The sequence below is a fragment of the Nostoc sp. genome, from assembly GCF_036919555.1.
Taxonomy (GTDB): domain Bacteria; phylum Cyanobacteriota; class Cyanobacteriia; order Cyanobacteriales; family Nostocaceae; genus Nostoc.
This window is the reverse complement of the sequence record NZ_JBALCS010000039.1, coordinates 32,880-46,701: the sequence shown is the minus strand read 5'-3', so window position 1 is coordinate 46,701 and position 13,822 is coordinate 32,880. Positions and strand designations below refer to the sequence as shown.

Here is a 13,822-nt window from a genome sequence, read left to right as displayed (position 1 = left end):
ACGTACCGCAAATCAGAAATCGTAGAGTAGCGGCTTGTCATTAAACATCGCACGATTGCTGAATTCCAGAAAACTCCAACTTTTGAGATGTACAATACCCCGTTTCTGGGACACTTTCCTAATTTACATTAATTTACCAAAAGTGGTGATGGGCGATCGCTCATCACCACGAGTATAAATTTGTTTTAATAATTCAGTATCGGAGTCCAGTGTAATTAAGCAGGTGTCAATAAAATCAGCTGCTGCTGGAGAAGCGTTCTTACCCCATCCAATCGCAGTTGCACACTTGCCAAAATATCTGCAATTGTGGAATTATTATCACATCTTTGCATAAACTCAAACTCTGCTACTGATAAATTAACAATCTGGTAATCGTAATTAAAGAAACATTGACTGGGAAATCCTTCAATACAAGGATTAAGTTCGGGAATCGCTGCCAATACCGCGTTATCGTCTGTCCAGTCGGACTTGATTAAGGGAGGACGACCAAGGAAAAACTCGTAATGAGTTACTTCTGGATCTAGTAATTCTATCAGACGGTAAAGCTGGCGATCGCTCAAATCTTTAGCCCGTTCTACTAACTCTGGTGCTTTGCCCAAAAGTCTCTCCAAATCCCAGAAACTCGGATTCGAGAAACCAATAAACTCCAATCCCGAAGCATCAATTAATTCAAATAGCGTCTCAATGTTGTAGTCAATTTCCTGGGGATGAACGTACATATCAGCAAAGTATTCATCCTTGTTGTTTTCTAGTGACCAACGTTGTTTATCGGATTTGACAATTCGGTTATTTTCTGGTAAAGAAGAGAAGATTTGCCGCCCGACTTGGACACCATCGCGGTAGTCGCCTTTTTTGTCACCTTGAATAAGTGCGATCGCTTTTTGCATGAGTTGGATTTCCCAGCGTCCCAACTCCCCATATACAAAAATGTGCATCAAGCCGCCTGGGGCTAACTTTTTCGTCAAGGCTTGAATACCGCGAATCGGATCAGGGGTATGATGCAAAACACCAACGCAGTTGATTAAATCAAACTCACCCGGTAACTGTTCCACATCAAACAAGCTGAGGTGATGAAATTCAACGCGGTTAGCCCCAGAACGCTGACAACGTTCTTTGGCTACAGCTAAAGCGCCAGTACTGAGGTCAATTCCCACAACAGAAGCTTGAGGATTGAGGTGAACCAAGTACTCTGTACCCACACCAGTACCGCAACCTGCATCTAAAATCCGAATATCTTGCCTTTGGGGTTTTTGACCTGTACAGAAATTATGAGCAGCTAGCCAATTCCAGCGCCAGTTATAGCCTGGAGGTGGTTCATCCAACAGGGTTTCTGGTGGAAAGGGGTAGGTATTGTAGAGTTTGGCAACAGCAGCACTAACAGTTTGAGAATCGGACATGGTAAGTAAATCTTGGGGCATTTCTGAGTCTATCGAATATTTGATGCTCGCAGCCAAGAAGTTTTACCCTCCGTTTTCAGGAAGTTGAGTTAAACTGGTTTGTTGTATAAATTTTGCATTTAGCTTTAAAAAATGGTTGCTTATCAAATATCACCACTAATGAATCAACCCGTTCATAAAATCCTCTTTGGCAGTCCTGGAACTGGCAAAAGCCACAGAATAGTTTCCGAGATTATCCCTAACCACTTAGGTATAGATGAATGTACTAATCCTGAAAATATTATCAAAACAGTTTTTCACCCAGAATATACCTATGGGGATTTCATGGGCAAATTAATACCGATTACGATGAGATCAGGGAAAGTAGAGTACAACTACTATGAAGGACATTTTTTAAAAGCACTATCTCAAGCTTATAAGAATATTAAGGAAGCTTACGATAAAGAAGGTAAACAACTGAACCAACCGAAAAATGTTGCTCTTGTAATTGATAAAATAAATAGAGGTAACTCCTCAGCTATATTTGGCACTGTTTTTCAACTTTTAGATAGAGATGAAGATGGTTGGTCAAGTTACGGAATTAATCTAACTGTTATTGAATTTTTAAAGCTATTAGAATTGATAGGAACTAAATTTAGTTATGATGACAGAGGAAATATCAACGAATATAAATTGCAACCTTACGAAGGAGTCGCCAAACTAGAAACCTTACAAAAAAAAATTGAATTTTTAAGATTTGATTTGGTAAATAGAATTATCAAAATCCCCCCTAATCTTTCTATTCTTGCTACCATGAACACCTCTGATAATTCCATTTACTTCATGGACAGTGCATTCAAACGTCGTTGGGATTGGGAATTTGTGAACTGGGATGAGAGTAAGCCGAATACAGCTACGTATGGACAAGGAGGAATCTTAGATGAAAATTAATGGAAAAAGCTGATTAAAAACCTTAATAACTTTATCAAAAGCCATCATGCCTCCATTCGAGGAATTGAAGACAAGCAAATCGGCTATTATTTCATCAAACAGCCTGTAACTGCTGAACAGATACAGAATAAACTAATGTTCTTTTTGTGGGACAGTGTTTTTAATCGTGATAAAAAGCCACTAGTGGAGCTTCTAAATGTAACAAAAGATAATCTTGTGACTTTTGGAGATTTCACTAAACTACATAATACTTTAATTAAAAATCTAATGAACCTGGCTGATTGATTTGCGTGTCACAATATCAATTTGAAACACTAGCCTCTATGTTTAACGTTCCATGTTTGACTTTTCTAGCCTTAATATAGTCAAAAACACTAACGATTTTTTCATTGGTATTCGTAAGTCTAAATTTGAAGATAACTTCGAGTTTTGTCTGCCCAATGGCTTTGATGATTTCCCAGAGGGTGACTTCGACGCAGTACGAAATTTATTTTTCAAAATGTATCGCACCTTTCGGAAGTTTGAGGTCGATAATTTAGACAACAAACGATTCAACATAAATAAACCTGATTTTCAACAAGAGCAGGATCAGACGACTCTTTCATCTGGTGGAGTCAAGATGCAAACAGAGGAAGGAGATGTTTGTGTACTCTACAGTAAGATTAAAATGATTGAGCGAGTTCTGGAAGCCTACGATGAACTTGCGATCAGCTCAGTTCAAAAGAAAGTTAGACGTAGTGAAGACATCGAATATTCTCAAATTCATAAGTATCTAGATCGCGCTATTTATCTAGTACCACTGGAGTTTTACAAAAATAAACTATTGCCTCCAAAGCCAGCAAAAAAATATAGAGATGATCTAGTTAAACAACTTATATATGAATATGCTCTACAGAAAACACATAATATTTCTGCAAATGAGTTTTTTATTCCCTATTATTATGACGTAGAACCATCTGCTCCATTGGGAGAATTGGAACCAGAGCTAAACCTTAAAGGTATAACAGTCTTTAGGGCAAATTTCTCTTTAATACAAACTATTTATCTAGAAGATAATTTATGAATTTTAACAAAAATATAATTGGAACTCGTTCAGGAGATACAGAGTTTGAGAGTGCTTACGTTCCGTTTATTTCATTTGCTAACGATGAGCAAAAGAAGGCTATAGAGAATTATATATTTATGCAAGTAGATGAATTTTTCCAAAAAATATATCCTACTGGTGTCATCCGAACTCAATTATCGTATTCAAAACTTATTACAGAAGAAGATTTTAAAGATTTCAATAAAGTAAAAATAAGCTATTTTTATGAAAATTTCTTCCATGACTTAGAACGAGGCTCTGATGGTAAATTAGAATTAAAAATTAAATGGAGCATCACTTTTGATGAAAGATGCACTCCGATTAAACTAGCAAATCTTCCTCAAAATTACCGTGGATATGAACCTAAACTGTCTTCTAAAGACGTGAAAAATTGCCTGCCTCGAAAATACGGTATTATAGAAATTAATAGAATCCCAGTATTTTACTATATTTACTTTACACTTAAAGAAATATTAGATGTAGCTAAACAAATACACACATCTTGAAATTGCATCTAAATCATCCTTGGTTAATATATTCATTGTGGAATGGGCAAGACACCATCTTACAAGAAATTAATAAATACCACAGTAAAATGATTTACGACCAATCAGAGTTTAATTTACGCTGTGAGTGGGGACCACAAGGAGTTGCTGAACTCGCTCCCATAAGTGATGTAGTTGTGATAGTTGACGTTCTCTCTTTTTCTACCTGCGTGGAAATTGCCACCAACAATGGCGCGATAATTTTTCCCTACGCAATGAGAGATGAATCTGTCATAGATTATGCCAAGTCAGTGCGAGCAGAGTTGGCAAGTCATAGACAACGTTGGACTACAACAGATATTCTCTCTCGCCAAAATCGGTGGTTCAAATTCCGGCTGGAACTAGACTAGTTTTACCCTCACCTAATGGCTCTTTTCTGACTTTACATACTGGGAATACACCAACTTTGGCTGGCTGCTTGCGAAATTGCCAAGCTGTAGCGCAGTTTGCTCAAAAGTATGGCGATAAAATCGCTGTGATTCCTGCTGGTGAAAGGTGGAAAGAAGATGGTAGCCTACGTCCTGCATTTGAAGATATAATTGGTGCTGGAGCAATTCTTAGTTATTCACATGGCAGTTTCTCACCAGAAGCCGAAGTGGCTGTGGCAACATTTCAGGCTTTCCGGCAAGATTTACTGGGGTACTTGAAAAAATGTAGTTCAGGTAAAGAGTTGATTGAAAAAGGTTTTGAGTCAGATGTTGAACTGTCAGCCGCCTACAACGTTAGTGATTGCGTGCCTTTGTTTACTGATAATGCCTATGTAAATTACAGGTACAACGTTAATTAGGTGTGATATCATGTCCGGGTAATTAGTTACGATAAAAAATTTCCAGAGTTCTTATATTTGAACATCTCAGCGTCAATTTTATCGTAAGTATTCAGGCGGACATGATATGACAGTTTTAATTATGTATATGCCATACTTAGATGCCTCTGGCTTACCAAGTTACTCCTCTGTTTTTCCCAAGTAATGGTTGTGTTGATAATCTCGTCTAAATCATTGTGCTTTGGTTGCCAACCCAAAACCCTACGGATTTTATCAGCACAAGCTGCAACACAGGCAGGATCGCCCGGACGACGTGGTGCGGCAATAACGGGAAAATCTACACCAGAAATAGCCTTAACTCTTTCAATAACTTGTCGCACGCTGTATCCTTGCCCGTAACCGCAGTTGAAAATTTGGCTTTCCCCTTTTTTTTCTAAGTAATCCAAAGCATCTAAGTCAGCAGTCGCCAAATCCTCGACGTGGATATAGTCTCGGATTGCAGTTCCATCAGGCGTGGGAAAATCAGTACCAAAAATCCGTACTTCTGGCTTGCGCTTGAGTGCCGCATCAGAAGCAGCCCGAATCAAGTGAGTAGCATTCGGTGACATTTGCCCCAATAGTCCACTTGGTTCAGAACCTGCTACATTAAAGTAACGTAGAATTACGTAGTGCAGTGAAGATACTGCTGCATAGTCCTGGATCAGCCACTCACTCATCAACTTGGAACGTCCGTAAGGATTAATGGGATGTGTGAGATTAGACTTAGTAACAGGATTTTCTTCAACTTCTCCGTACACTGCGGCTGTGCTGGAAAAAATGAACTTGTTAACACCCATAACGCTACAGCAGTGCAGCAAATTTAAGGTGTTGCGGGTGTTGTTTGCGTAGTAGTCGAGGGGATGAGCTACTGATTTTGGAACAATCAGACTAGCGGCAAAGTGTAAGACGGCGCTGAATTGATGCTGGGCAAAAACTTGATAAAGATGCTCAGTGTCTACTAAATCACCAATAATTAGTTTACCGTGTAGTACGGATGCTGGTGAACTTGTAGAGCAGTTGTCGTAGACCACGACATCATAACCAGCTTCCCCCAGTTGACGAACTACATGGGAGCCAATGTAACCAGCACCGCCAGTTACCAATATTTTATTTTTCATTTCTTTTTCCTTATCTACCTTTACCTAACAAAACAACTCGAATAGTTTTGAAGGCGATCGCTAAACAAATGAGCAACCCAAAAATATCCCCTAACAAGAGCAATATCGGTAGGCTGCGGACTATATTTGGCAACCTAGTATTGGCAGGGTAACTAACATAACTTTTAAGAGTCATTGATTTTTATTATTTTTCAGTATCCTGGGATTTCTTTGTTTCTTAAAAGCAGTAAGAGATTCAAAGATGGTGATACTAAAAACTAGCCGTATTCTGTCAAAGTATACAGTAATGATAAATTTTTCCAATGCTCTGCTTTTCAAAGCAGTTGGGTATTGAGTATTAGAAGCTGGGAAGGGAATTGTCAGTGCCTTGGCGTAGTATGTCTATAAAAAAACGTTTTACTTGCGTTGGCTGTCCGACTCACACTACAGATTAAAGTTCTTCCTTTTCTCTTTGAATTATGTCATGAGTGTAGTCTATATAAACTTGAAATTGAAATTTTTACAGTAAATTTACTTTGATATGATAGATTTACGGAGTGATGAAGTAATAGCAAAAAATTTATTCTATCTGATAAAATGCTGCTATCAACTTCATGCTAAGGATTGTAATTGATAAAATGCTATTATCAACTTCATGCTAAGGATTGTAATTGGTCAAAGTACAGTAATATTCACATAGAGTTGGTATTAAATTAATTTAAACTTTCAATAAAGCATATTAAAAATACCTTGACATTTAGATGATTTTTCTGGCATAACAACTGAAAAGATGTAAAAAAAAGGAAAGCAAACTGAAAAAATTACAGATAGGTCTGGTATTTTTTATATATTTAATTTTGTAAATAATTAAACCTAAGTATGTTCAAATGACTATCTTGGACTACCAAAATTGTGAAGCAAAATTAGTAAGTATTTCAGATATTCGCAATATCTTCCATGCCCTCTAACTAAGAAGACCAAAACTCCCTAGATTTGCAACAATACTCACTGATTCTGAAAAGGCGTTGGCTAGTGATAGCTACGGTGACTGCCTCTATTTTTGGACTCTCAGCTTTGATTGCCATCAGACAAAAGCCAATTTATGAAGCAGAAGGCAAGTTGCTTTTCAGTAAAACTGACCGTGTTTCTTCGCTGACAAGTCCCTCGGCACAAGTTGGAGAGTTAAACGGTGTCACTCAACTAAGCAGCCCATTGGATACAGAAGCAGAGATAATTCGCTCCAATCCAATAGTTAAGAAAACCATTACTAGCCTAAGTCTGACAGATAAGAAAGGAACACCTCTAGAAATAGATGAGTTTCTCAAAAAACTTAAGGTTAAAAGTATCCGAGGTACAGATATTTTGGCGATTTACTACAGCAGTAGTGATCCAAAAGAAGCCGCAGCTGTTGTGAATTCGGTGATGAAATATTACCTGGCAAACAATATTAGCGTTAATTAAGCCCAGGCAAGGGTTGCAAAGAGATTTTTGAGTAACCAATTGCCTGAAGTAGAGGCAAGGGTAGTTAGAGCAGAAACAGCTTTGCGTAAGTTTAAAGAAGAAAACAAGGTAGTTGCCTTAGACCAAGAAGCTACCACAGGTGTACAAAGGCTTAATGAGTTATCTGGTCAAATAACTCAAGCTCAGTCCAACTTGGTAGATGCCAAGACTCGCTCACAACTTCTTCAACATCAATTGAAATTGAATTCGCTGCAAGCTCTGGATATGGGCAATTTAAGTCAATCCAAAGGTGTGCAAGAGGTGCTAACAGAATATCAGAAAGTGGAAGACGAGTTAGCGGTGGCACAGACTCGCTATACAAATGAACATCCAGCGATCGTTAATTTGACGGCAAAAGCAGCAGCTCTCAAAAAACAGTTAGCAATGCGAGTTTTGGAAAACGCGGGCAGCGAAAAATCTGTACCGACGCAAAATTTACAGATGGGGGAACTCAAGCAGACTCTAACTGCTCAGTTGGTACAGTCGGATGTGGAACGTTCAGCATTAGCCAATCGAATTAAGGTTTTGCAGGATGCATACACAATGTCCCAAAAACGGTTGAGTGTCTTACCCCAATTGCAACAAAAACAGCAACAGCTAGAGCGACAGTTGCAAGTAGCACGAGGAACTTATGAAGAACTGCTGAAGCGATCGCAAGAAGTGGATGTCGTTGTCAATCAAAATGTCGGTAATGCACAGGTGGTATCTATGGCTTTAGTTCCCAACAAAGCAGCTAACAAAATTAAACTCTACTTCGTGCTAGGTGGATTTTTGGGAATTTTGCTAGGTGTGGGGATAGCTTTAATGTTGGAAGCTATGGATCAATCCCTGAAAACTATTGAGCAAGCTCAACAGCTATTTGATTATCCCTTGCTCGGTACAATTCCTCACTTGGGTCAAAAATCTAAAGGTGGTGAGGCAGAGTCTTTATTAGAACTGCCAATGAGAGAAAATCCTTACTCAGTAGGGAATTCAGCCTTTGAGATGCTTCAGACGAAGTTAGATTTTACCGTTTTTGATAAACCGCTAAAAGTAATTGCTGTGGTTAGTTAAACTCCAGGTGAAGGCAGGTCATTTGTGGCATCTAATCTGGCAGTAGCTAAAGCACATATGGGACACAAAGTGCTGTTGGTAGATGCGGATATGCGTCACTCCTGCCAACAACAAATCTGGAAATTACCCAACTTGCTAGGACTGAGTAATGTTTTAGTCAGTCAAGCAGAGTTTTCCCGCACTACCCAAGAAGTATTGGTTAACTTAGATGTGCTAACTGTTGGAACAATTCCACCTAATCCGGCAGCATTGCTAGACTCACAGCGCATGGCTTTGTTAATTCAAGAGGCAGCCAAAGATTATGATTATGTCATTATTGATACTCCTGCCTTGAGTCTGTTTGGTGATGGACTAATGCTAGGCAAAATGGCAGATGGAATATTGCTGGTTGTACGTCCTGGAGTGCTTGACTCTGCTGTTGCTAAGAGTACGAAGATAATGCTTGAGCAGGCGCGATTGCGTGTTTTGGGAATGGTGGTGAATGGAGTTACTGCTGATAGTGGTTATATGTACTACAGCAAGAAGGGCTATTACGACAATCTCCCTCAGCAAGACCGAAACTATGCTGCTAACTTTACAGGAATACTGCTTACTCTGTACCCTTCTGCACTCTGGTACTCTACACAACTAGTTAGAGATTTACTACTCGTTCTTTTCGCAATTCTGAATATTTACTTATTCATAATTATTTTGAAAAGAGGAAAGCAAAGCCTTTGGATTTGGTGGGTTATAACCTTGTTCATAGTCTATTTCTTGCGTAATTACGCAGGAGTTGGACTATTGATGGGTTTTTTTGCATATTTAACACTTATTTGGAAGGTAAAAATTCAACGTAAATTATTTGTCTTAGCATTAGTTTTAATTCCTTGTGCCTTAGTTCCTTACTTTTTCGGTCAAGGAATATTTGGTTTTGAACATATAGCTCCTACCTTGAACACTGAAGAAATTGCTAGGCAGAGAGAAAATGCCTATTCAACAGGTGGTAGTTCAACTGGTATATCTATCGACTACAGCAATCCGATTAATTTTATTTTTACCTATGGACAAAGCTATATCAATGCAATGTTAGGTCCTTTACCTTGGCAAATGAAGTCTCTAGTTACACTTATTACACTACCTGAAGTAATAGGTATGTGGATTTTATATTTTCAATTGTGGCAATCATGGTCTGGCAGAACAATAAAAAATAAGAATAATGAAGAGATACTTCTTTTGATAACTTGTCTCATACAAGTTGGAATTTTCGCTCTATTTAGTGACAATATCGGTGCGAATACTCGTCTTCGTCTACTTCCCTGGATAAGCTTTTTTATATATGCATCTATTCACTTTGCCAAGAAACGGGCATCTATAAGAAATTTAGCGTGGAATTCAGAAAACCCATGAAATTCACTGGATATGCTATGGAAGAATAATTTTATTTAATTTTCTCAAACTTATAACAGACTTAATGACACATCAGTAATAAACTATGAAAATTATACACGTTATTAACTCCTTTGAAGGCGGCGGAGCAGAGAAACTCGCTCTTCAGATACATCAAATGTGTCTTCAGCAAGGTATTGATAGTCATGCTCTCAGTTTAATACAATCCTCGGCTGGTAGTCTACCAAATGCTTATTCCCTTGGCTTTGATAGTCCTTACCAATTATCAGTACCATTCAAACTTTATTCATTTTTATCTCAACCACAGTGGAAGGATTTAAATATCATTCATGTTCATTTATTTCCTTCACAATTTTTTACTGTCATAATCAGCAGATATTTAAACTTAAAGGCTTATTTGATAACTACTGAACATAGTACACTCAACTGGAGACGAAATAAATTTTATGGGAAAATAATTGATAAGTTTTTCTATTATTTTTATCAGAAAATCATTTGTGTTGGCTCTGCGGTTGCTGAGGCTCTGCTTCATTCACAACCTCAATTAATCAAAAAAATAACCATTATACATAATGGTATTGATATTCAAAAATACTTACCTCATTCTACACCTCAGCCCAAAGGTAATACCCCTATAATCATATCGATTGGGCGTTTAATCGAGTTGAAAAACTATGCAACTGCTATCCGAGCCTTGAGCAAAATTTCTGAGCAGGCTTTTGAGTATTGGATTTTGGGTTCTGGTATTTTAGAACAACAGTTGAGAGAACTGGTTGATTCTCTAAACCTCGAATCTAAGGTGAAGTTTTTAGGTTTTCGCACAGATATTCCTGATTTACTTCACCAAGCTGATATTTTTCTTCTAACTTCATTATGGGAAGGATTTAGTTTAGCTTTGCTTGAGGCAATGGCAGCAGAACTGCCCGTAATTGTCAGCAGTGTTCCTGGAGTTAGAGAGGCAGTAACTGAAGAAGCAACTGAAACATCTGAAGTTGGATTTCTTGTTGACCCTCTGTGTGAAGATGATATTGCTAAAAAATTGAGCAAGTTACTTGCAGACCAAAACCTACGTTTAACGATGGGCAAAAATGCTCGACTGAGAGCATCTAGATTTGATATCAATCAAACAGTAATAGAATATATAGATTTGTACACAAAAACTGTCAGTTAATAACTTTATCCACTTTTACACAAACTAAATAAGGTGAGGTTGCTGTGTATGAAATATTCCAAAAAACCTGTCGTACTCTATATCATTACAAAATCAGAGCTTGGTGGTGCTCAAAAAAATGTTTATGATTTAATCGAAAATTTTCGCAAAGACTATCAAATCCACCTGGCAACTAGTCAATTAGGTTTACTAACAGAATTTGTTAGTGATTTAGATGTTGCTGTACATTTAATTTCTAACTTAAGTCGTGATATTAAATTATCAAGTGAATTTATCGCTATCAAAGAATGTATTTCATTGATTAATAAAATTAAACCTGATATCATTCATGCACATAGCAGTAAAGCTGGTGTTATAGCACGTATTGCTGCATGCATATCCAAGACACCTGTTGTCTTCACAGCGCATGGTTGGGGTTTTACTCAGGGAACGCCTCCACTTCAGCGAACCGTGGCGCTGATAGCTGAAAAATTATTGGCACCACTGTCTGCGAAGCTAATTTGTGTCTCTGAAAGCGGTCGTCAGCAAGCCCTCAAGTTTGGTGTTGGCAATAAAAATTCACTCCAGGTCATTCATTATGGCATTGCGAATATTCCTCTGTGCATTGCGAATTCTTCACAACAGCCACCTCGATTAATCATGGTAGCACGATTTCAAGGACAAAAAGACCAAGCAACTGTACTTCGAGCGATCGCTCAATTGTCTAATCACCCTATCCATCTTGATTTGGCTGGTAGTGGTTCATCTCTGGAATTCTGCAAAGATTTAGCACATTCTCTTGGAATTGCAGAAAGGGTTTCTTTTTTAGGCGATCGCACAGATGTACCCGATTTATTAGCCCAATCTCAAATTTTTATTCTCAGTACCCATTATGAAGGTTTGCCTATCAGTATTCTAGAAGCTATGCGTGCTGGTGTACCTGTAGTGGCAACTAGCGTCAATGGTATTCCTGAAGAAGTTGAGCATGGTAAAACAGGCTTGCTTTTTCCTGCAAAGGATATAGAACAGCTAGCTCAACATTTAAACTACTTATTGCAACATCCAGAAGAAAGAGAAAGACTGGGGAACAATGCCCGTCAACTTACACGGCAACTATTTGATGCTAACTTAATGGTGCAAAAAATCGAAGCAATCTATGAGCGCGTACTAGCAGACAAAGTTAAGATAAAAAGATAAGACTATGAGTTCTATTCTAGTTACAGGTGCAGCAGGTTTCATTGGTTTTTACCTCTGTCAAAAACTGCTATCTCAAGGCGATACAGTTGTCGGCTTAGATAATTTAAACGACTATTATGATGTTAAATTAAAATGCGATCGGTTTCAGCAACTACAAGAAAATAAGAAGTTTAGATTCTATAAATTAGACTTAGCAGATCGAGAAAATATAGCAAAATTATTTAGAGATCATCCGTTTGATATTGTAGTCAATCTAGCTGCTCAAGCAGGCGTGCGCTACTCCATCAAAAATCCCCATGCCTACACAGACAGCAATCTAAGTGGCTTCATTAATATTCTGGAAGGTTGCCGTCATTCCCAAGTTAAACATCTAGTATTTGCTTCTTCAAGTTCCGTATACGGAGCCAATACCAAGATCCCCTTTTCTGTAAACGACAATGTTGATCGCCCCATCAGCCTCTATGCCGCCACAAAAAAAGCTAATGAACTGATGGCATACACCTATAGTCATCTGTATTGCCTTCCAGCTACAGGACTACGCTTTTTTACGGTATATGGACCTTGGGGTCGTCCTGATATGGCTTACTATTCCTTTACAAAATCCATCTTGGCAGGTGAACCAATTAACGTATTCAATTATGGCAAGATGCAACGAGACTTTACTTACATCGACGATATTATTGAAGGTGTGGTGAGAGTTATTGATAAAATCCCTACATCAGATTTAGATGCGAGCATTCCTCCTTACAAAATCTATAATATCGGCAACAATCAACCCGTAGAACTACTACACTTTATTGAAGTGCTAGAAAGTCATTTGGGTAAAAAAGCACAGAAAAACTTTTTGCCAATGCAGCCAGGTGACGTTCCAATCACATATGCCGATGTTGATGATCTTGTTCGAGATGTCGGGTTCAGACCGAGTACACCAATTGAAGTAGGATTAGATAAATTTACATCGTGGTTCAAATTTTACTATGGTATTTAGTGCTTGGTAGACAAATCATAGTTTTTCAAGACGCGGATTAAAACTAGCTCCCGTCCTCCCGGTCACAACCCACAAAAACGATCGCCCACAATCTCGTAACACCTGCACCAGGGTTTCTGACTCGTCTCCTCGCGAAGGAACCTCCACAGGTGTAACCGCAACCCCGTGACTACCGAGAACGATCGCCGCGATCGCTCTTGCCCTTTTCATGTGATAATTGGATGTAATTAGATAAATATGCTGTAACTTCTGCCTGACAAAATCTTCTACCAAAGTCGTAAAATTAGTCACAGTATCCGTTGCTCTACCATCTAAGTGCAACCGCTTATTTGGAACGTCAAACTGTTGAAAAATACGGCGATTAACATCCAGATTCCAAGCATAATCAGAAACCCAAATATCTACATTAGTGTGAGATTGCCAAAATCGGGCGGCAAACTCCATTCTTTTGGTAGCACTCCCCAAGACTAAAATAGCCTGGGGTATTGGGGCTTGATGGAGTGCAACAGCTATTCTTACAGGAATCATACTAGCCAAGAAAAAGGCGATGGCCAAAATGAGCATTACCAATATTTTTTGGGTATTGAAACTCAAAAGTATGCTGCTACTGCTAGCTACTACGAAACCAGGAATCAAGCCGGGAAATTTACGTCGCCCCTTCAGCATAAAATGTCAAATTTCAAAACAGGG

The 13,822-nt window shown here is 38.5% G+C and carries 14 protein-coding genes and 1 pseudogene; 11 read left to right on the top strand and 4 right to left on the bottom strand.

Annotation, left to right across the window (positions count from 1 at the left end; all coding sequences use genetic code 11):
- Positions 1–215 precede the first annotated feature (215 nt).
- Entirely contained in the window at positions 216–1,397 is a 1,182-nt protein-coding gene (locus tag V7K36_RS11140; RefSeq protein ID WP_335116054.1) for a class I SAM-dependent methyltransferase, read from the bottom strand.
- A 159-nt stretch (positions 1,398–1,556) separates the two neighbouring features.
- Between V7K36_RS11140 and V7K36_RS11135 the strand changes: the two genes are divergently transcribed.
- The 5 genes from V7K36_RS11135 (at position 1,557) to V7K36_RS11115 (ending at position 4,743) form a co-directional block, all read left to right on the top strand.
- Positions 1,557–2,327, top strand: a complete 771-nt coding sequence (locus V7K36_RS11135; protein ID WP_335115688.1) for a restriction endonuclease — start codon at positions 1,557–1,559, stop codon at positions 2,325–2,327.
- A gap of 337 nt (positions 2,328–2,664) precedes the next feature.
- On the top strand, positions 2,665–3,390 hold the full coding sequence (locus V7K36_RS11130) for a hypothetical protein (RefSeq protein WP_335115686.1): 726 nt from the start codon (positions 2,665–2,667) through the stop codon (positions 3,388–3,390).
- A complete protein-coding gene (locus V7K36_RS11125) occupies positions 3,387–3,917 on the top strand; it encodes a hypothetical protein (protein WP_335115684.1) in 531 nt (176 codons plus the stop codon). The genes V7K36_RS11130 and V7K36_RS11125 overlap by 4 nt, the downstream gene beginning before the upstream one ends.
- The gene (locus V7K36_RS11120; protein WP_335115682.1) at positions 3,914–4,306 is read left to right on the top strand and encodes a hypothetical protein; all 393 of its coding nucleotides are present in this window, start codon (positions 3,914–3,916) and stop codon (positions 4,304–4,306) included. Before V7K36_RS11125 ends, V7K36_RS11120 begins: the two co-directional genes overlap by 4 nt.
- Positions 4,276–4,743: a 2-phosphosulfolactate phosphatase gene (locus V7K36_RS11115; protein ID WP_335115680.1), complete on the top strand. Its 468-nt coding sequence runs from the start codon at positions 4,276–4,278 to the stop codon at positions 4,741–4,743. The genes V7K36_RS11120 and V7K36_RS11115 overlap by 31 nt, the downstream gene beginning before the upstream one ends.
- 119 nt (positions 4,744–4,862) lie before the next feature.
- Here V7K36_RS11115 and galE read toward each other — a convergent pair whose 3' ends face one another.
- Complete coding sequence (gene galE, locus V7K36_RS11110; RefSeq protein ID WP_335115678.1) at positions 4,863–5,879, bottom strand: UDP-glucose 4-epimerase GalE; 1,017 nt, start codon at positions 5,877–5,879, stop codon at positions 4,863–4,865.
- Positions 5,880–5,889: 10 nt separating this feature from the next.
- Positions 5,890–6,054, bottom strand: a complete 165-nt coding sequence (locus V7K36_RS11105; RefSeq protein WP_335115676.1) for a hypothetical protein — start codon at positions 6,052–6,054, stop codon at positions 5,890–5,892.
- Positions 6,055–6,851: 797 nt separating this feature from the next.
- Here V7K36_RS11105 and V7K36_RS11100 point away from each other — a divergent pair.
- From V7K36_RS11100 to V7K36_RS11075, 6 genes and pseudogenes are all read left to right on the top strand, one after another.
- Positions 6,852–7,319: a Wzz/FepE/Etk N-terminal domain-containing protein gene (locus V7K36_RS11100; protein WP_335115674.1), complete on the top strand. Its 468-nt coding sequence runs from the start codon at positions 6,852–6,854 to the stop codon at positions 7,317–7,319.
- A gap of 27 nt (positions 7,320–7,346) precedes the next feature.
- Entirely contained in the window at positions 7,347–8,411 is a 1,065-nt protein-coding gene (locus V7K36_RS11095) for a GumC family protein (protein WP_335115672.1), read from the top strand.
- A gap of 15 nt (positions 8,412–8,426) precedes the next feature.
- Positions 8,427–9,797, top strand: a pseudogene (locus tag V7K36_RS11090) (polysaccharide biosynthesis tyrosine autokinase); the annotation flags it as partial.
- An 85-nt stretch (positions 9,798–9,882) separates the two neighbouring features.
- Positions 9,883–10,968, top strand: coding sequence for a glycosyltransferase family 4 protein (locus V7K36_RS11085; protein WP_335115670.1), 1,086 nt, complete (start codon positions 9,883–9,885; stop codon positions 10,966–10,968).
- 48 nt (positions 10,969–11,016) lie between these two features.
- The gene (locus V7K36_RS11080; RefSeq protein WP_335115668.1) at positions 11,017–12,144 is read left to right on the top strand and encodes a glycosyltransferase family 4 protein; all 1,128 of its coding nucleotides are present in this window, start codon (positions 11,017–11,019) and stop codon (positions 12,142–12,144) included.
- A 4-nt stretch (positions 12,145–12,148) separates the two neighbouring features.
- Positions 12,149–13,132: an NAD-dependent epimerase gene (locus V7K36_RS11075; RefSeq protein ID WP_335115666.1), complete on the top strand. Its 984-nt coding sequence runs from the start codon at positions 12,149–12,151 to the stop codon at positions 13,130–13,132.
- A gap of 15 nt (positions 13,133–13,147) precedes the next feature.
- On the opposite strand, the gene V7K36_RS11070 is transcribed toward V7K36_RS11075, so the two are convergent.
- The gene (locus V7K36_RS11070; RefSeq protein WP_335115664.1) at positions 13,148–13,798 is read right to left on the bottom strand and encodes a YdcF family protein; all 651 of its coding nucleotides are present in this window, start codon (positions 13,796–13,798) and stop codon (positions 13,148–13,150) included.
- Between the last annotated feature and the right edge of the window lie 24 nt (positions 13,799–13,822).